Annotated in this window: 16 protein-coding genes and 1 pseudogene; 12 read left to right on the top strand and 5 right to left on the bottom strand. The window is 53.7% G+C overall.

Translation table 11 applies throughout. From position 1 onward, the window contains the following. Positions 1-72 precede the first annotated feature (72 nt). The gene (locus tag H8B09_RS17700; RefSeq protein ID WP_191204877.1) at positions 73-2,358 is read right to left on the bottom strand and encodes a GDYXXLXY domain-containing protein; all 2,286 of its coding nucleotides are present in this window, start codon (positions 2,356-2,358) and stop codon (positions 73-75) included. A 176-nt stretch (positions 2,359-2,534) separates the two neighbouring features. Between H8B09_RS17700 and H8B09_RS17705 the strand changes: the two genes are divergently transcribed. The 10 genes from H8B09_RS17705 (at position 2,535) to H8B09_RS17755 (ending at position 12,958) form a co-directional block, all read left to right on the top strand. Next, complete coding sequence (locus H8B09_RS17705; RefSeq protein WP_191204878.1) at positions 2,535-2,843, top strand: MGMT family protein; 309 nt, start codon at positions 2,535-2,537, stop codon at positions 2,841-2,843. 128 nt (positions 2,844-2,971) lie between these two features. Then, positions 2,972-5,011: a molybdopterin-containing oxidoreductase family protein gene (locus tag H8B09_RS17710; RefSeq protein ID WP_191204879.1), complete on the top strand. Its 2,040-nt coding sequence runs from the start codon at positions 2,972-2,974 to the stop codon at positions 5,009-5,011. 231 nt (positions 5,012-5,242) lie between these two features. Further along, positions 5,243-5,758 carry a hypothetical protein gene (locus H8B09_RS17715; RefSeq protein WP_191204880.1) on the top strand — a complete coding sequence of 172 codons (516 nt, stop codon included), beginning with the start codon at positions 5,243-5,245 and terminating at the stop codon, positions 5,756-5,758. A gap of 19 nt (positions 5,759-5,777) precedes the next feature. After that, positions 5,778-6,389, top strand: coding sequence for a sigma-70 family RNA polymerase sigma factor (locus H8B09_RS17720; RefSeq protein ID WP_191204881.1), 612 nt, complete (start codon positions 5,778-5,780; stop codon positions 6,387-6,389). Beyond that, on the top strand, positions 6,376-7,404 hold the full coding sequence (locus H8B09_RS17725; RefSeq protein WP_191204882.1) for a hypothetical protein: 1,029 nt from the start codon (positions 6,376-6,378) through the stop codon (positions 7,402-7,404). The genes H8B09_RS17720 and H8B09_RS17725 overlap by 14 nt, the downstream gene beginning before the upstream one ends. A 14-nt stretch (positions 7,405-7,418) precedes the next feature. Beyond that, positions 7,419-8,537, top strand: a complete 1,119-nt coding sequence (locus tag H8B09_RS17730; RefSeq protein ID WP_191204883.1) for a hypothetical protein — start codon at positions 7,419-7,421, stop codon at positions 8,535-8,537. Continuing rightward, positions 8,534-9,418: a DUF8832 domain-containing protein gene (locus H8B09_RS17735; RefSeq protein ID WP_191204884.1), complete on the top strand. Its 885-nt coding sequence runs from the start codon at positions 8,534-8,536 to the stop codon at positions 9,416-9,418. The genes H8B09_RS17730 and H8B09_RS17735 overlap by 4 nt, the downstream gene beginning before the upstream one ends. 142 nt (positions 9,419-9,560) lie before the next feature. Beyond that, positions 9,561-11,309: a methyl-accepting chemotaxis protein gene (locus tag H8B09_RS17740; protein ID WP_191204885.1), complete on the top strand. Its 1,749-nt coding sequence runs from the start codon at positions 9,561-9,563 to the stop codon at positions 11,307-11,309. 80 nt (positions 11,310-11,389) lie between these two features. Then, positions 11,390-12,085 carry an S-layer homology domain-containing protein gene (locus H8B09_RS17745; RefSeq protein WP_191204886.1) on the top strand — a complete coding sequence of 232 codons (696 nt, stop codon included), beginning with the start codon at positions 11,390-11,392 and terminating at the stop codon, positions 12,083-12,085. A 132-nt stretch (positions 12,086-12,217) separates the two neighbouring features. Then, entirely contained in the window at positions 12,218-12,958 is a 741-nt protein-coding gene (locus H8B09_RS17755) for a DsbA family oxidoreductase (protein ID WP_191204888.1), read from the top strand. Between the two features lie 73 nt (positions 12,959-13,031). On the opposite strand, the pseudogene H8B09_RS17765 reads toward H8B09_RS17755, so the two are convergent. Further along, positions 13,032-13,840, bottom strand: a pseudogene (locus tag H8B09_RS17765) (GNAT family N-acetyltransferase). Between the two features lie 166 nt (positions 13,841-14,006). Here H8B09_RS17765 and H8B09_RS17770 point away from each other — a divergent pair. Beyond that, positions 14,007-14,294, top strand: a complete 288-nt coding sequence (locus H8B09_RS17770) for an alpha/beta-type small acid-soluble spore protein (RefSeq protein ID WP_191204891.1) — start codon at positions 14,007-14,009, stop codon at positions 14,292-14,294. A 120-nt stretch (positions 14,295-14,414) separates the two neighbouring features. Here the strand turns inward: H8B09_RS17770 and H8B09_RS17775 are convergent, their stop codons facing one another. After that, positions 14,415-15,347: an ABC transporter substrate-binding protein gene (locus H8B09_RS17775; RefSeq protein WP_191204892.1), complete on the bottom strand. Its 933-nt coding sequence runs from the start codon at positions 15,345-15,347 to the stop codon at positions 14,415-14,417. Positions 15,348-15,530: 183 nt separating this feature from the next. Further along, the gene (locus H8B09_RS17780; RefSeq protein ID WP_191204893.1) at positions 15,531-16,094 is read right to left on the bottom strand and encodes a pyridoxamine 5'-phosphate oxidase family protein; all 564 of its coding nucleotides are present in this window, start codon (positions 16,092-16,094) and stop codon (positions 15,531-15,533) included. 120 nt (positions 16,095-16,214) lie between these two features. On the opposite strand from H8B09_RS17780, the gene pdxR reads away from it, so the two are divergent. Further along, complete coding sequence (gene pdxR / locus H8B09_RS17785; protein WP_191204894.1) at positions 16,215-17,753, top strand: MocR-like pyridoxine biosynthesis transcription factor PdxR; 1,539 nt, start codon at positions 16,215-16,217, stop codon at positions 17,751-17,753. Positions 17,754-17,811: 58 nt separating this feature from the next. Here the strand turns inward: pdxR and H8B09_RS17790 are convergent, their stop codons facing one another. Then, positions 17,812-18,243, bottom strand: a complete 432-nt coding sequence (locus H8B09_RS17790; protein WP_224753712.1) for a cupin domain-containing protein — start codon at positions 18,241-18,243, stop codon at positions 17,812-17,814. Positions 18,244-18,441 lie beyond the last annotated feature (198 nt).

Raw genomic sequence — 18,441 nt, forward strand, 5'->3', positions numbered from 1 at the left:
GCGCCGCGTAAAATAACGAATAACAAGAGGGCCCTCTGATGATGGCCCTCTTGTTATTTTGTAAAAGCTCAATTATTGATTGGACAGCCGCTCCAATATTGCGTTACCTGAACGACTGACGCGAGCGTATGCGTAACGTGCGTCGCGTTGAACGTCAGCCCCTGTCCCCTCGGGGACAAAATAGGTCTCGATGCCATAGTGAATCGTTCCCCAACTATCCCAGCCATCCCAACGGCCATTAATGATGACTTCGTTTGATCCAATGGACTCTTCCTTCTTATAGAGTCGGCTGAACTGGAATACGCCATTCGCATCGGATTTGAGCACAACCTTCACGTTATGGGCTGTGGTTTCTTCTAGCTCAATCTTAGCGGAAGGTGCCGGCGTTGAAATCGTATAGGATACGGTGACATAGTCGCCCTGCAGCATGGACCTTGGATCGATAGGCGCGATTTCAAGCTTGATCGGCGTTCCTGAACGCAATGCGTATTCGCTTACAGCGACTTGATAGCTGATGAATCCCAGCTGAAGTGCGACCACGACAATGAGCAGCAGTGGTGTTGTGCCCCAATAGGATGGCGTATCGATATGCTCTGGCATGGCAGACTCTATGTCTATCCGCCGCGCATACCAGTAGGTTAGGGCCAACATAATAATGCCAATCAGCGCTAACGTAATGGATTTATGCAGCAGCGACCAGAGCAGATCATAATATTTGAAACCAATGAAGACGAACCAGAACAGTGCACAGATGACAGCCTCGACTTCCCGATGTTTCCGGATGAACCAGAACAACAGCAGCGTAGTGGCTGTCATATTCACAAGGTTGAACCCCATATACGAATGAGCGACAATGTCGTCGAAAAACGTCAGGCAGAGCAGATAGAGCAGCGTGAAGAATAAGCTAGCGATCTGAATGGGCGACGTCCATGGATGATTCGCAACGGCTTGACGATTCAACAAGATATAAGCGGCAGCATTAATCGCTAGCAGGACGAGCAGCACGCCGGCCATTGGCCAGTCCTGCGGATCGAATAGATGGAACAGTGCAATATAGCCGTGAAGATTAAGTAAAGCATACATGCTGTACCGTGGTACGGGCTTCCTCAGCAATAATAGACTAGCGGTCGATAGGACGACGAACGACATATCGAGCAAGAACGATCCGATGAAGGCAAGCGCTATGGTGCCGATTACGAAGCCGACTGTCAGCAGCGTATAACGGACTGTAGCTTCAATACGTGATAAAGCGAGCATCGGCACTATGAGAAGAAGGCCAATTGTATACAACGTGTACCATGGATCGGCGTCGTCCGTCAGCAGCAGCACGAGTCCGAATATGGAGGCACTTCCGATGACTGCGCTCAGGCCTGTAATAGCGGTAGATACGATTGCAGCCGTTAGGCGGCCGCGCTGCCGGTGTTCCGCTTTAGGGGCAACTTCTGTTACTGTCTTCGCCGCCTCAAATGCTGTAGAGGTCTGGTCGTTTATTTCATGCGGTACGTCGAGCTTGTTCAGACGGCGGAAGAACAGAATATTGCCGGTGAGAAGAAGTGCGACGAACACCAGGCCGTAGAAGAAGAAAGCGACCGAAGCGAATTCGATAAGCAGCTCGATGAACTTCAGAACGGCGAAAGCCGATGCCAGGAGTGCGCTGAGCGTTAGATAGATTTTGTCGAGACGAATGTGCAAGAAATAATATAATGAAGCCGCAATGGCAGCGACCGATACGATGTTCATCATAATGCCGTAGTGGTCGAACACGATGGAATTGGACATCCCCAGCAGCGATAATTCGCATACGAGAAAGCTCAGCACACGGATAGAGGCCGACTTAAGCAGCCTTGTCTCCGTTAGTACGAATAGGATGAGGTTGGCTAGGGCGAACAACGCGCCGATGAACAGCATCTTGCCCTCGCTATAGTGGACGGCCAGATTGGTCGGATAGAAGTACTGCCATAATGCAATTTGGCTCAAAATATAAGTGAGTGCATAGAACGGACGGTAGCGCGTAATGAAACTAAGCAGCAGTGCGGCAACCGCCCAGATCAGGAACAGTCCATAGCTGTCTGCATGAGAGTTGTAGATCTGGCCTAATAGCGCGACGGATACGCCGAAGGCTATGCACCCGCCCAGCAGCAGTACAGTAGATAGGAATAGATGATGACTGCGCATTGCCTGAATGCGGGATGCGCCATAAGAAGCGCCATAGAGAAGAACGACAAGCGCTCCGGCAAGCACCGTGCGGCTGATACGTTCCATACCGTCCCAATTGGACGCGAAGAAGTAGATGATGGCGGCAAGGATCATAGAGAGTCCAAGTATAAAGCCGGTCCTCACAGTGCCAAGTCGAAGCATTGCTTCACATTCCTTCCTGATATGGTTTAGTCTCATTATAATGATCGAATTCGCACGCTCCTAGTACCAGATTTGCATAGTACCAGCGGCTTCAGCTTGACTTGGCGGACAGACAGACCGGTACGGCCTGTGCTACGATAAGATTAACGTTAGAATTGGAAGCGAGGACGAGGGACATGGAGCCATTCACGCTGCGGGCGCTTGCGGTTATCAAAGGAATTCCCGAGGGGCAGGTCATGACCTACGGGCAAATTGCGGGGCTGGCTGGCAGTCCGCGGGGGGCGCGGCAGGTTGTTCGGATATTGCATGCGATGAGCGCCAGTCAAGGGCTGCCTTGGCACCGAGTCGTTAACGCACGCGGAGAAATCGCGATTAAGGATACGGAAGGCAAGGATACGCAAGCTTTCCTGCTTCGGCAGGAAGGTGTCCATATCGGTCTCGAAGGAAGAATCGATCTGGAAGAGTATCAATATTGGCCGGAATGATGGATATAGGAAGTATGGGGGACGAGAGGGCAAGATGAGGAATTTTGGATTATTGTAACGTTTAATCCCCTATGCTATGTTAGGCGAACAAGCGGTACGGATGATGGTTGAAGGAGGAATAGGACGGCATGAACGCTTACATCAATCAGCGGGACGGGATCGTGCCGGCAGTCTGCTCATTGGATTGCCCCGATCAATGCGGCCTGCTTCTTCATAAGAAAGACGGTATGATCGTGAAGGTGGTGGGCGACCCGAACCATCCGGTGACGCAGGGCAACATTTGCAACAAAGTGCGCAATATGGGCGAGCGGCTGTATGATGCCAATCGGCTGCGTCATCCGATGAAGCGGGTAGGCGCTAAGGGCGAAGGAAAGTTCGAGCGGATCAGCTGGGAAGAAGCGATCGAGACGATTACGTCCAAGTGGAAGGCGCTTATAGCGGAGCATGGACCGGAGAGCATTCTGCCTTACAGCTTCTACGGCAATATGGGACGGCTGAACGCAGAAGGAATGGATCGGCGTTTCTTCAACCGGTTAGGATCGAGTCGACTTGATCAGACGATCTGCTCGGTAGCAGGCGGTGTCGGTTATTCGTACACGATGGGCGGAAGTTATGGAACGGACCCTGAAGAAACGGTGAACACGAAGCTGTTCATTATGTGGGGCATTAACGCGGTTAGCACGAACATGCACCAGGTCGTGCTGGCGGAGAAAGCGCGCAAGAATGGCGCGAAGATCGTCGTTATCGATGTGCATCAGAATCAGACCGGCCGTTGGGCGGATTGGTTCATCCCGATCCTGCCGGGAACGGACAGCGCATTGGCGCTTGGCCTCATGCATGTGTTATTCGCCGAAGGACTGACGGATGAGCAGTTTCTGGCTGAATATACGGTAGGTCATGAGGAGCTGCGCGAACATGTGCGTGCTTATGATCCGGCCACGGTATCTGTGATTACGGGCGTGCCGGCGGAAGACATTGTGCGTCTGGCGTGGATGTATGGGACGACTGCGCCTTCGCTGGTCCGTATCGGCAACGGCCTGCAGCATCACGATAACGGCGGCATGAATATACGGACTATCGTTTGTCTGCCCGCGTTGACGGGTCAATGGCTCGTACCAGGCGGCGGCGCGATGAAGGGTAACAGCGGCTTCTTAAGGTTTAACACCAACGCGCTTCAGCGGCCTGATGTACGTGTGAATCCGGATGCGAGATTAATCAATATGAATCAAATCGGCAGTGCGCTGCTGGAGCTGGATGAGCCTATCCGATCTCTGTTCGTCTATAGCTGCAACCCGGCGCTCGTTGCGCCAGAGGGCAATAAAGTGAGGGCGGGGCTTGGGAGAGATGACCTGTTCCTCGTCGTGCACGATTTGTTCCTGACGGAGACGGCGAAGTATGCGGATATCGTTCTGCCAGCGACATCTTCTTATGAGAATACCGACCTGTATACGTCGTACTGGCATCACTACGCGCATCTCCAACAGCCGGTTATCGAGCCATTCTTCGAGAGCAAATCGAATGTGGACGTGTTCCGCCTGCTAGCGGAAGGAATGGGCTATGAGGATGCGATGTTCAAGGACTCGGATGCGGAAATGATTGCGCAGGCGCTCGATTTCCCGGCGAATCCGTATTTGTCGAGCATCGACTACGAGAAGCTGGAGCTGGAGCATTTCGTCAAAGCGGCAGTGACGCCAGACTTCATCAGCCATTTGCCTACTCCAAGCGGGAAGATCGAGCTGTATTCGGCTGCGATGGAGGCAGACGGCTATCCGCCGCTGCCAACGTATGTACCGCTTGTACATGATGGCGATTACCCGTATTTATTCGTGCCGGCGCCGAATCATAACTTCTTGAACACGACGTTCTCGAACAATGCGAAGCATGTAAGGATGGAGAAAATACCGAAGCTGTTCATGCATGCAGAGGATGCGAAGGCCTCAGGTATCGCAGACGGCGATACGGTGCGGATCTGGAACGACCGCGGCGAGTGCGAATTGACCGTCTCCGTCGGGGAGACGGTGCTGCGCGGCGTCGTCGTCAGCCAAGGGCTATGGGCGGATCAGCCTGGTTCGAAACATAACGTGAATGCGTTGACGCCTGATCGCCCAGCCGACATGGGCGGCGGCGCGACCTTCTTCTCGGGGCGCGTGAACGTAGCAAAGGTGTAAGGATAGGGTTGAGTAGATGGGATGTCTGCTCGACCTTTTTTGTGTTCTGTGCTGTTTGTTATTGAAGGGGGCGAGCGAGCGGCAGTCCCGCATGCCCCTTGTTGTTCCTCGCCAACCTCAACAATAACGCACCGCACAATTTTTTTTCTTCCCAATCGAACTTTTTCCCAAATTCCGACCAATAGAGCTCGAAATCACCATTTCATAGAGGGATAGGGGAGGGCTTCAAAGATGAATACACGGCACCAGAGGAGTAAGCTGTTGATGGTACTGCTGGTCAGTATGACACTCCTATTAGCTGCATGCGGCAGAGATAAGGCGACGTCGCCGCTGGACTATAAAGATCAGGTCGAGGGGATCGACCTCAGCCAAGAGAACCCGCAGTGGTCGGAATGGGGCAAGTCCGAGGCGGAAATCACGAAGGAGCGGGGCGAGCCGAAACGCCGAATACCGCAGGAAGGCGATAATCTGTCGCTCGAGTATGCCGACTATCAATACTCGCTCATACGGGACAGCGTTGAAATATACAGCCTCATGCCGGGACAGGAAACGGCGAAAGGCATTAAGGTTGGGGGGCCGGCAAGCGAAATTGAAGCTGCGTATGGAAGGGATTTCTATAAACGGACACAGAACAAAATAAATATCATTGGGTATCTCGACAAGAAGCTGGAACAAGCGCTTGAGTTCGTCATTCACAACGGTCGTATCGAAGCGATTATCGTATCGAAGTTCTCCTTGTTCGAATAACCAACAATCGGAGGTAGGCGTGACTCACGAGATAGAAGTACAGCCTTGGCTTGAGCGAATGCTGAAGGGTGACACGGGGGCTTTCCGCGAGATGTATGCGCACATTCATCCGCATGTATATCGTACCGTATCGTTCATGGCAGGCAGCAAAGACGATATTGGAGACATTGTGAATGAGGTGTATATCGCCTTGTTCCAAGCGCTCCCGACCTATAAACCCGATCAGCCATTCCGACCATGGCTTAATGGGATCATTGCTCGTCAGACGAGCAATTGGCGGCGAAGATTATGGCGGCGAATGCGGCTGGCCGACCGTAACCGCACGTTGTTCGTTGAACCTCCGCGTACAGAGCCTGGCGACGGGTTATTCGAAGCGGAGCAGAACAAAGAGCTGCTGCAGCACGTAGGGCGCTTGTCCCTAAGGCTGCGGCAAATTATTGTACTTCGTTATTATCAAGATCATTCTTACGTGGAAATAGCAGATGTGCTGGACATTCCGGTCGGAACGGTCAAATCGCGTCATCATGCTGCGATCGCCAAGCTGCGCCGACTCATGGAGCAGAACCCTGCAACTACTGCAGCAGCGGCATCAAACATCGGAGAGGGGGCGGGGCGCCATGTCCATTCCTGAGCAGTTAAAGCAGGCTTACGAGCAGCAGGCCGAATCGATAAATCCGCAGTTGGAGCCGGATTCCAAGCTGCTGTCCCGGTTTGCGCGCCATGCTGCCAAGCAGGGTCGCCGGCGAGCAAGCACAATCGTGCAATTACGGACACACGCTTGGACGACGCGTCCGCTCTTCATGAAGATCGCCATAGGCCTTACCGTACTAGCGCTCGTATCGGGCTTCGCCGACTACATCTGGGTTCGGATCAGCGACGATCGGGTCAACATCCAATACAGCGAGGGCATTAATCGCGCATTAGACGCTTCGATGCTAAGCGAGTTTCGTTCGGAGCTTCAGCAGGTGCAGAACCAGCTGGATGTTGGCGAAGCGGCATTGGTCTATTCCTCAAGCATGGGCAAGCTGATCCCTGGGATGGCCAGCATGCCGTTCATCATCGTGTCTAATCCGCATGTGATTGCAGACATCGCTGCCTGGAGGAACGTTCTGAAGCAAGAGGTAGGCGATTACAAGCTGCCGTCCGAGCAGCTACCGGACAATCGACTAACTTTCATAGGCGGCAAAAGAGAAGGTGTATCGGGACCCGACATGACGAGCACGGATATGACGCTGCTGGAGGAGTTGAAGACCGATGCGAAGAAGGCGCCTGCAGGAAGCAGTGCCAACCGGTTCGCATGGCGTGTCCGCCCAACGCAAGAAGAGGGAGGTCCGTTGATTCGCTCCTATACAGCGATGTACACCGACGCGCAGCACCATCCGATTGATGTCAGCCTGCAGCTTGCGAAAGAGCAGGTACATATGCGGCTCATTGCAAGCGGAGCCGAGCAATCGGTGGAGGTGAACGGAAGCAAGGGCGTGTACCTGCGGACGGAACCGTTTATTTTCAGCGAGACGAACCAATATCAAACGATCCAATGGCTTGAAACGCATGATGATGTTACAATTATTTACAGTGTAGGAAGTGCATCTGCTGAAGTTTCGAAGGAGCAGTTGCTCGCAATTGCGGCGAGCATGAGCGAATAAGGGGGAGATCGGAGTTGGCATCCTCGCAGGCGAATTCAACGGCAAGGCAAACGCAGGCACAGCTTCACACCGCCGCTAATCTCACAAGCAAGCCTTTCAAGCTCGCACTCGGCTATCATTATTTGACCATTCTTTTTGGCACTTGGCTCATTTGCGGTGTTTTCATCGATGGCTACGCACATAACCACGGAGTTGTTGAGACATTCTTTACGCCTTGGCATGCGATTCTGTACTCTGGTTTTCTTGTATGCGCGATCTGGATGAGTTATCTTGTCTATCGAACGAAGCTGATAGCGGGCCTGTCCTGGCGGCTTTCTATTCCGAGCGGTTACGGGCTTGGCCTCACTGGTGCGGCTGTATTCCTAACAGGCGGAATATGCGATATGGCTTGGCACATCATCTACGGGATCGAGCAGGACGTCGCGGCGCTCCTCAGTCCGTCTCATCTTATGCTGCTCGTCGGTGCGCTGATGATTCTGTCGAGCCCTTTCCGCTTCGCTTGGAACGAGGATGAAGACGCGCCGGGCTGGCGCTCGTTCGCGCCGCCGCTGCTGTCGGTCGCACTGACGTTATCCGTAATCAGCTTCTTCCTCATGTACGCATGGATGTTCCGTTACAACCTTGCTTCACAACCTGTGACAGACTGGTATTTGACCAAATTTTACTCCGGCCACATTCAGCAAACGAACGAAATGCGCGGCCTTTCCTATCTGCTCCTAAACACGATGCAATACATGATTCCACTGCTTCTACTTGTCAAAAGATGGCGTCTGCCCTTCGGCGCCGTCACTGTGCTGTTCACCTTCGTCACCGTGCTTATGAACGCGCTTGACGGATTTGAGAATGCCATATCCATCGCGTTCGCATTCGCTGCAGGGCTGATTGGCGACCTGGCTTACCGCTGGCTGAGGCCTGATGAAGCAAACCGACTGTGGGCGATGCGTATTTATGTGCTCCTCGTGCCAGCAGTGTTATGGACGCTGTATTTTGGCTGGCTGAAGGCAACGGACGGGATCGGTTGGGAGATTGAAGTATGGACCGGCGCGATTGTAAGTGCCGCGCTTGCGTCATTGGCTCTCAGCCTTCTTGCATTCCCGCCGCGGCAGCCGGAGCGCAGGCAGGAAGGCGCATGAAGGAGAAGCTTGGCCGTCGCACTCTCCGACTGTTGCTATCGGCAATTCTTCTGCCAACCATCCTAATGCTGAGCAGCGGCTGTGCAACCACCATGAGCAATGTCGATATTGACCCGCCAACGAGCGGCATCCTTCATTATCTCCAGCAGAGCAGTATGGCGAACGTATCGGATAACGGCTATCAGGTTCAGGCGTCCGGCATGGATGGGACGGACCGACTGGTCAGCGGAAGCAATAAGCTGTCCCTTCGTGTGCTTGATCCATCGGGCAAGCCGGTTACGAAGTTCACGGAAGACATGACGAAGCTGATGCATCTCATCATCGTCAGCCGCGACCTGTCCTCGTTCCAGCATCTTCATCCTACTTACGCTGGAGAAGGGCGCTTTGAGGCGACAGCTGATTTTGCCACAGGGGGAGAGTACCTGCTTATTGAGGAGTTCGTGCCGGACAATGAGCAGATAACGGTAACGAAACAGTGGGTTCGTATAACGGGTGAGGAGCGGGCAGAGACCGCGCTCGTGCCCTCGCATGGTACGGTGCAGACGATTGTAGACGGACTGTCGGCAACGATCTCGGTTATGCCGGATCTGGATTCGCTGAAGGCGGGCCAGATGGTCATGCTGGACTATCACCTAACGGATGCGAAGACAGGCGAACCTGTCGAATTGGATCCTTATCTTGGAACGGCGGGGCATTGTGTCATTCTGAATGAACAGGCCAACCAGTATGTGCACGTACATGCAATGGCAGAGATGAGCAGCGGTTCGAACGTGATGTTCCATACTGCTTTTCCAGCCGCGGGGAAGTATCGCATATGGGGGCAGTTTCAGTACAAGGGAGAGGTCGTCGTTATACCGTTTGATGTCGAAGTGCAGCCTTAGCGGGCTGTGCTTTTTTATTTTGGGTCAAGCGGGGAATGAGCTTTAAGCCAAGTTTAATGCCATATTCAGGATAGGTTCAACTTTCCGCTGTAAGCTTGTTCCATTGAGATGAGATTGAAGGACATCTAGGGGGACGAGCACAATGAACAAACGGAGAGGCTTCAGAACGGTTAGGGTCAAAATGCTGCTAGTATTCGCGGCGATGCTGTTGATGCTCTTGAGCGTTGTCGGCATTAGTGTAGGACAGATGCGAACCATGCAGCATACAACGTCGGAAATTACGGAGAAGTGGATGCTGAGAAGCGTCATGGCTTCGCAGCTAAGCTACTGGACCGAGCATGCGTCAGCCACGGACCTGAAGCTGCTTGCGGACGCGGACAAGTCGGCCATTAACGAGTATGATGCGGAATCGGAGAAAGCTTTTCAGCAGGCGGAGGACAATCTTACACGCTATCGTGAAACGCTCGACAAGACTGCTGATGCGGAGTTGATTCAGTCGGTCGATCAATTGGAGACGGATTGGGATAATTATAAGAAGCTTCACGAGCAATTCGTTACGCTTGCGGCATCGGTAAGCTTGAAGAAAGGCTCGGCGGGGCAGGAGGCTGAGGTTGAAGCGCTGCTGCAGCAGGCGAAGACAGCGATGAGTCAAGTAACCCAGCAGACGGACAAGCTGCTTCAAGCCGGTATTGAAGGTGCATTGACCAAATCGGCTGATGCGGGTACAGTGACGCAACGCGCATCACTAATGTTATACATAAACAGCGGTATCGCATGCTTGGTCGCTATCGTGTTGCTTATCCTTATTACACGTAACTTGTCTCGCCCTGTCCGTGCCGTATCGGAAGCGCTGAAGCAGGTGGCTGAAGGCAAACTGACGCAGCAAGCGCTGAAGGTTCGCAATCGGGACGAAATTGGCGAGCTCGTCGTATCGCTTAATGTGATGACCGAACGGATGCGTACGCTGCTTAGCGGCATACAGCATGCATCTGGCGTTGTATCCTCGGCGTCCGAGCGGCTGCAGGCTGGTTCGAGAGAAGCATCGCAGCGCGCAGAATCGGTCGTTGCAACGATTCAGCAAGTCGCGAGCGGCTCCAGCGATCAGCTGCTGCGGGCGGAAGAGACGGAACGGGCAATGGATGAGGTGGCGAAAGGCGTACAGCTGATCGCAGCAACTTCGTCGGATGTATCGGAAGCGGCAAACGGCAAGGCGCGCGATGCACAAATCGGAGGCGAGTCGATTGAGCAGGCCATTGCAAGCGTGAGCCGCGTTCATCATACGCTGGGACAAGCGAGCGAACATGTCGGACAGCTCGCTCAGCGCTCGTATGATATTGTCGAGATGGCCGCGCTCATTCGGGAGCTGTCCAGTCAGACGAATCTGCTTGCGCTTAACGCGGCTATTGAGGCGGCAAGAGCAGGCGAGCATGGCAAAGGGTTTGCGGTCGTGGCAAGCGAAGTGCGCAAGCTTGCCGAGAAGTCGACGCAGACGGCTGAGCATATAGCGGGCCTCGTTGAGCAGGTGAAGGCTGATACGGAGCATTCGGTGAAATGGATGAATAGCGGACTGCTTGAAGCGGGCGCGGGAATGGATGCAGTACGCAGCGCGGGTGATGCCTTCCGCAGCATTATTGCAAGCGCAGAGGATGTCGCGGACAAAATCCAAGGGGTTGCCGCCGCTGCCGAAGAGATGGCAGCAAGCTCGGAGCAGGTGACGACGGCTGCCGCGGCAGTTAATGCGATAGCGGCCAGCTCGGCACAAGGTGCTAGCAGCGTTGCGGCAGCCAGCGAAGAGCAGCTTGCGGCGATGGAAGAGACGGCCGCTTCGGCGGAGGAGCTGAACATGGTCGCGCTTCAACTGCGCGAAATGGCCCAATCGTTTGAAGTGTAGCGTATATGGCAACATTTGTTGCAAGTGGTTCGTCTGTGATGATGTAAGCTTACGAAACACATGGACGAAGGAGAATGATCATGAAGAAGAGAATGATTAGCGCGGCATTGGCGGTGGCCTTGATGGTTCCGTTCGCAGGGCAGGCTCTCGCCTCCTCCCCATTTGGCGATATTGGCAGCAGCACGGCGCAGCAGCAGATCGAATCCTTGCAATCGCAGGGCATTATTAACGGCGTAACGGCGTCTGAATTCCGTCCCGCTGACTCGCTGACGGCTGCGCAAGGCATTACGCTTATCGTTCGCAGCATGAATCTGAGCCTCGCGGCAATCGATTTCAACACGGCGCCAACGGCGTCCGGCTGGTTCAAGAATGTCAGCGACAATGCTTGGTATGCGAACGACTTCATTAACGCGAAGGCGAACGGCCTTGATCTGCCTGAGGATATCGATCCGAAGAAGCCGATGACGCGTGAGCAGTTCGTTCACTTGCTGGTGCAAGGACTCGAGAAGACAGGCAATTACCCGCTGATCAAAATGTATATCAACATTGCCGACGAAGCCGACATTACGACGGAGTATCAAGGTACGATCCAGCGCGCGCTGCTGTATAAGCTCGCAGAGCTCGATAAAGACGGCAATTTCGACCCGCAAGCGATCGTAACGCGTGCAGATGCGGCTGTACTGGTGTACAATGCAGTTAAGTTCGTAGAGACGCATCAAGAGCCGGTGGCAGAAGAGCCGGGCGATGATAGCACCGCTGCGGTTGAAATTAAATAATAGGCACCGTACGAGTGCTGTCACCGCGTGGAGCGATGAGTGGAACCATCTAACAACGGTTTCGCTGCAGGCGCCGCTCGGTTCAAACTTCCTCGTATCGGGCAGCCTTAGATACGAAGGAGTGAGACGGTAATGCAAATCGAAGTATGGTCGGATTTCGCCTGCCCGTTCTGCTATATTGGCAAACGTCGGCTGGAGGCTGCGCTTGAGCAATTTGAGCATCGGGATCATATCGATGTCCACTATCGCAGCTTTGAGCTGGACCCGACTGCGAAGAAGGATTACGGTCATGACGTCCATGAGATGTTGGCGACCAAATATGGCATGACCCGCGAGAAAGCGATCCAGATGAACGAGAACCTCGGTCAGCAAGCTGCATCGGTGGACTTGCAGTTCAATTTCGATACTATCGTGCTGACGAACACTTTCGACGCTCACCGTTTGTCGCACTTCGCCGGCCATTATGGCAAGCGTAACGAGATGACGGAGCTGTTGCTCCGCGCTTATTTCACGGATTCGAAGCATCTGGGCGATCGCGAGACGCTGCTGAATCTGGCTGCGGAGCTTGGACTCGATCGCGAGGAAGCGGCGGAGGCACTCGACTCCGGCCGCTTCACCGAAGCGGTGCGCGATGAGGAGAACGAAGCGAATGACCTCGGCATTCGGGGCGTCCCGTTCTATGTGCTCAATCGCAAATATGCGATTTCGGGTGCGCAGTCGCCGGAGACGTTCCTGCAGGCGCTTAACCAAGCTTGGGAAGATGCGAAACCAGCTAAGCTGGTGAACGCGGTCGGCGGCGACGCTGGCGTATGCACGGACGATGGCTGTGCAATCGACACGGCCGACGTGAACGCTGACGCGAAGACGAAGTAATAGGGTTTAATGAAAAAAGAGCTGTCCTCAGGCGCGCAATGTGCTGGGGGGCAGCTTTTTTTGACATCCAAACTTATAATGAAAAACCTAAGCACTGATAATGATGGATCTGCTTCAATCCCAGTCGCAGTGCCAGCTTATTAGAGGCTTCATTGCTCAGAGAACAATCCCAATAGCAGGTGCAGCCATTCTGGACGATATCGTGTATTACTCGACTTGCCAGAGTGGTTCCCACCCCTCTGTGCTGCGCCGAGGAAGTGTTTCGACTCCAACCGCATGCCTTTGCTTTGTAACAAAGCTAGAGTAACAAACCCCGATGACTTCGGAATTCTCGATTGCGGCATAACCGTAACCTTTCTCATCAAACGCTTCTTCCGTTTCCCAGAACTGATGAATATGATCATAGACAAAATTCTTATTGTCGTATTCGTTCAGCTTCCATTCCTGCGAACGTAAATTCACCACGCGGAGATTATCGGGAGTATCCATCGTGTGCGCCTCAAAACATGCCGTTTCATATACGATTTGGTCCCATGGCTGTTGCAGTTCTCTTGAAGCAAATAATGAATGCAGGTTCCAATTATCGTGGTGACCTGAAATTTCGAAATAATTCATACCTCTATCTTTCATTCTAGGAGCAATCGTTGTCGTAACAAATGCATCCAGTCCGCTGAGACAAGCTTCATTGGTTTCATCCCCAATAAGATAATGCCCTTGCATACCCTTACTCCAAACGAAAGCGGTCCTTGGTGCGTCGGGCTGATCGACAAATACCCATCCCGGGTTATTGTTTTCTAGAATGGACTGTACTTCAGGGTGAGGATGGCCGTAGTCGAGAAGGGGCGCTGCTTTATAAAATTGATCGCGAGACAATTCAAACATACGCGTACTGCCTTTGCTCTATCGTTGTATTTATAAATATTGGATTATTCTACCATGCAAATAGCGGCGCGTCATGACTAAGACGCAAGGCACATAAATTCTTGCCGCTTGGAGATGGTAGCAAAGAGAGCCATCTTATCTAAATGGCGGCGAGGAGGTGTCAAGGATGGGAAGAAGGAATCGCAATCGGCTGCTCGTGCCTGGGGCACGGCAGGGCATGGATGCATTCAAAGCGGAAGTGATGCGCCAGGAAGGCTATGCGGTCGACCCGAATCGGCCGGAGGACGTGAAGTTTGAGGTCGCGGAATCGTTAGGCGTACCGCTTCAGCATGGCGATAACGGCAATCTGACAACCGAGGATGCAGGCCGCGTCGGCGGCAAAATCGGCGGTTCGATGGTGCGCGAGATGATTCGACTTGCGCAGCAGCGCTTAACGGACGAGTCGAATAAGTGAGATGAGGCCCCACGGGTGCAGGCTGGGCGGCGGCTATGCCGTCCCATGCTGAATGCCATTCTGAACGCAAAAGCAGCATCGCCGTTATCGGACGATGCTGCTTTAGTTAACAAACCAATACTATTCTTTCACCATGTACTTAAGGACGTCATCCATGATCTGTTGACCCGCGATGCTGCCGCTGTACAGCCAGCTGCTCGATGCAGGCAGTTCGTGTACATTGCCTTCTTTCACCGCTTTGAGGTTCTTCCAGATCGCGTCATTCTTTACTGCTTCGGATGCTGCTTGGTCGCTGTTCACGAGGAAGATATGGTCGGCGTCCAGTACTGCGAGCTTCTCGAGCGAGATTTTGTTCCAGTTCGCTTTCTGATCAGCAGGGAGATCCGCTACAACGTTCGGGATCTTAACGCCCAGTTCCTTGTACAGGATGCTGCCGCTTGCCTTCGTCTCGTCAACAATGTAGAACGTGTTGCCAACGAACCATAGTGCCGCTGCGGATTGGCCAGGAGCGGTTGCTTCCAGCTTCGCCTTCACCTCAGCTGCCTTCGCATCATATTTCTCGAGTGCTTTCTTCACGTCGTCCGATTTGTTCAGCAGTTCGCCGATCTTCGTCAGCGCAGCACGCCAGTCGTTGTTAACCGCATCGCCGAGTACGTACGTCGGTGCGATCTTCGCATATTGATCATACAGACCGTTCTGAACGGAAGATTCCGAACCGATGATGATCAGGTCAGGCGCGAAGCTTAACACTTGCTCAACCGGCAGGTCGTAGCCGATCGTTGGCACGCCTTCGAGACCGCTCGCTTGCAGGTAATCTTGAATGCCGTTCGCTACCGACCACTGCGCTACAGGCTTCACGCCGAGTGTTGCAAGATGGTCTTCGAGGTACGAAGCGAGAACTTTCTGCGGGTTCGCCGGGATCGTCACTTCGTGGCCCATTGCGTCCGTTACGACTTTGCCTTCTTCTTTCTTATCGCTGCCGCAAGCCGACAGGAACATTGCGAGAATGATAATGCTCATGAGCACGATGCCAAGTTTGCCTTGCTTCTTCATTGTGTGGTTCCCCCTGAGATCCATTGTGTATTCCTGAAATCGCGTGATTCGCGATTGCATATACCGTTATCAGTCCATTCACTATGGATCATCATAATGAGAATGAATCTCAATGTCAAGGTGGAAGGACGTCAAAACAGCCGGAAACCAACAGGTTGGTGTAACTTACCACACAATCGTCAATTAATGTTCATGCTTCGTGTTCTGATCGCGCAGCGTCATGCCGGGGCGGAACAGCATTTCCTCCTGCACGGCATTCGACTTGGCGGACATCGATTCGACCGTCAGCTTGTAGATGATGGTACGGCTTCCGAGCGAAGAACGGTACTTATCGAGGTGCTGCGCGGCCAGCGGCTGATGGTAAAAGCCTGGCATGTACTTATCGATCATCGCCTGCATGACGGCGGTCGACTCCTCAAGCGTGTCTACGGTCGACAGGCGGCCGAACAGCATTACGCTCATATAAGCGGTATCGATATGGGCTGGAACAGGGGAGGTCAGCGTACCGTACGACTGGCTTACTGTGAAACAGCCCTGCGCATTGGTGCGCATGTAGTCGGCTTTCCTTCCCTCCGATGCCCCGTGAAAGTAAATGGTGTTCTCTCTCCATACAAAATTAAGCGGAACCACGTACGGCACATCATCAGCGGACAGTCCTAGAAACCCCGTCTCCGCACGCTCCAGAAAATGTTGAATGGCAGCCTCGTCGTTACACTCGCGCAGCTTTAGTCGCATCGAAGAATACATAGCTTGCAGCCCCTTTTCATCTGAGAAATATGTTAGAATCCATATTAAATAACAATTGACCATGTTGAAATGGACAGAAATCAAGTTTCTTATAGGGTCAGATTAGGGGCTGTTTCCGAGATGGAATTGACGCCAATGCTGGACCGGACAAGCGACGAGCCGCTGTATATGCAGCTGTACCGCTATACCCGAAGTCGCATGGAGAACGGAACGATCGAGGCTGGCGAGCGGTTGCCATCGATTCGGGCGCTAAGTATGCATCTGCATATTAGCAAAATAACGGTGGAGGCCGCGTATCAGCAGTTGATTGCGGAGGGCTACGTGGAAAGCCGAGAGCGCAGCGGACTTCGCGCGCTGCCCGTGGAACGGGCTCCGCAGGCCGCGGCACTTCTTGGCGGAATGGAAGGCATGCATGCTGCGGCGCGGCATGCATGGTCACAGGCTGCGGTGGTGGCCCAGCAGCAATCTCGGGAAGCAGCATCGCATACGTGCGGGGCTAACACTTCCGGCGACGGCAGTGCCGTTGGTGCTGAAACAGAAGTGCCACCGCCACAGCGCAGCATCGACTTCGATTTTCAATACGGCCATATCGAGCTGGAACGGTTCCCGATTAAGGCATGGCGCAGTGCGATGCAGACCGCGCTCGAGTATGAGCTGCATGAAGTGTTCGGATATGGTCATTCGCAAGGCGATGAAGGGCTGAGGGCAGAGATCGCCCGTTACCTCGCACAGTCGAGAGGCGTTAATTGTAGACCGGAGCAGATCATTATGACGGCGGGGACGCAGCAAGCGTTGTCGCTGTTGTGCCGATTGCTGCCGCTCGCGGGACGCACCGTTGCGATGGAGGAGCCGGGCTATCACGGCGCGCGGACGATGCTGGCTGACCACGGCTGCATGCTGCTGCCGGTTCCGGTTGAAGCCGACGGCATCTCCGTATCGGCGCTGTCCGCGTATGGTTCGGGCATATCCGCCGTTTATGTGACGCCGTCTCATCAGTTCCCGCTGGGGGGCGTGCTGACCGTTCATAATCGGCAGCAGCTGCTGCAATGGGCATCGGAATGCGGCGCTTATATTCTCGAGGACGACTATGACAGCGAGTTCCGCTATCAAGGTCAGCCGATTCCGGCGCTGCAGGCGCTCGATCGCGAAGGACGCGTCATCTACCTCGGCACGTTGTCCAAGTCTTTTCTGCCCGGCGTCCGAATGAGCTATATCGTGATGCCAGAAGCGCTCACGGGGCCATCCATGCGCAAGCAGCTTGCTCTCTATAGCTCGCCGGTATCGCCGCTGCTGCAGCGGGCGGTGCGCCATTTTATGCAGGAGGGGCATATGGAGCGGCATGTCCGGCGCATGCGCAGGTTGTATCAGGCGAAGCATCGGCAGCTTATTCAATCGATTCAAGCGCATATGGGGAATCGCGTGACGATCATCGGACAGAAGGCGGGGCTGCATCTGCTGCTCGATGTCCACGGAAGAAACCGCAGCGAACTGATGGCGTTGGCCGAAGCGGAAGGCATCCGCGTCTATTCGCCTGCAGAGCAGTGGGCGAACCCTATGGCCTGCCCGGACTCGCTCCTTATTCTCGGCTTTGGCGGGCTTCAGGAGCGAACGATCGATGAGGCAGTGCGGAGGCTGGCTGGCTGTTGGTTCGGCTTGTAACAGAGAAGAGGGTGAATGTGCGCTTGATCGCGCATTCACCCTCTTTTATTTGGATTACTTACCAGCCTAACAGTTCAGAGTTATACTGCCGGAACAGCTCTTTCATCGCTTCGGGATCTCGTCGTTCCATACGGTGTATCGCCTCGATGAGCGGATGAATCTGGCCTTGCATGATGATGAGATAGCGAGTTGTCTCAATGGAGGGGTTCCAGAACGTATGCGGCGTTCCATGGGGGACAATGACGGCCTCGCCCCGCTTGGCGGTCACAACCTCGTCTCCGATTCGAACGCAGAGCAGCCCGTCCAGTACATACCAGGCTTCATCATCCTGATGATGCAGATGAAGCGGTGCGATCCATATCGGCTCCTCGCCTGGCGGTGTGCCCGGAGCTTCCCATTCGGCTATGGCAAGCTGCGCGCCGCTAGGGAACAGCGGTCCGTTAGCAGCAACCGAAGCGAGAAAATCTGATGGGCCCGATGTTTGTGTCATACGCATGCCTCCAATCAATATGGGATTTCTTAACTAATGGTTCGTCAGTACAGTTGTCTGATATCCAATTATGACTTATATTACCAATATAGCTTGTCTAGTTATTATTGACATATCTAGGCGAAGGAACGAAGAGAAGATTCGGTTCCTCGGTGGAATGCATCTTATTTGAAGCAAAACATTCGACAGTTGGTTTGC

It is taken from the genome of Paenibacillus terricola (assembly GCF_014779765.1).
Taxonomy (GTDB): Bacteria; Bacillota; Bacilli; order Paenibacillales; family Paenibacillaceae; genus Paenibacillus_T; species Paenibacillus_T terricola.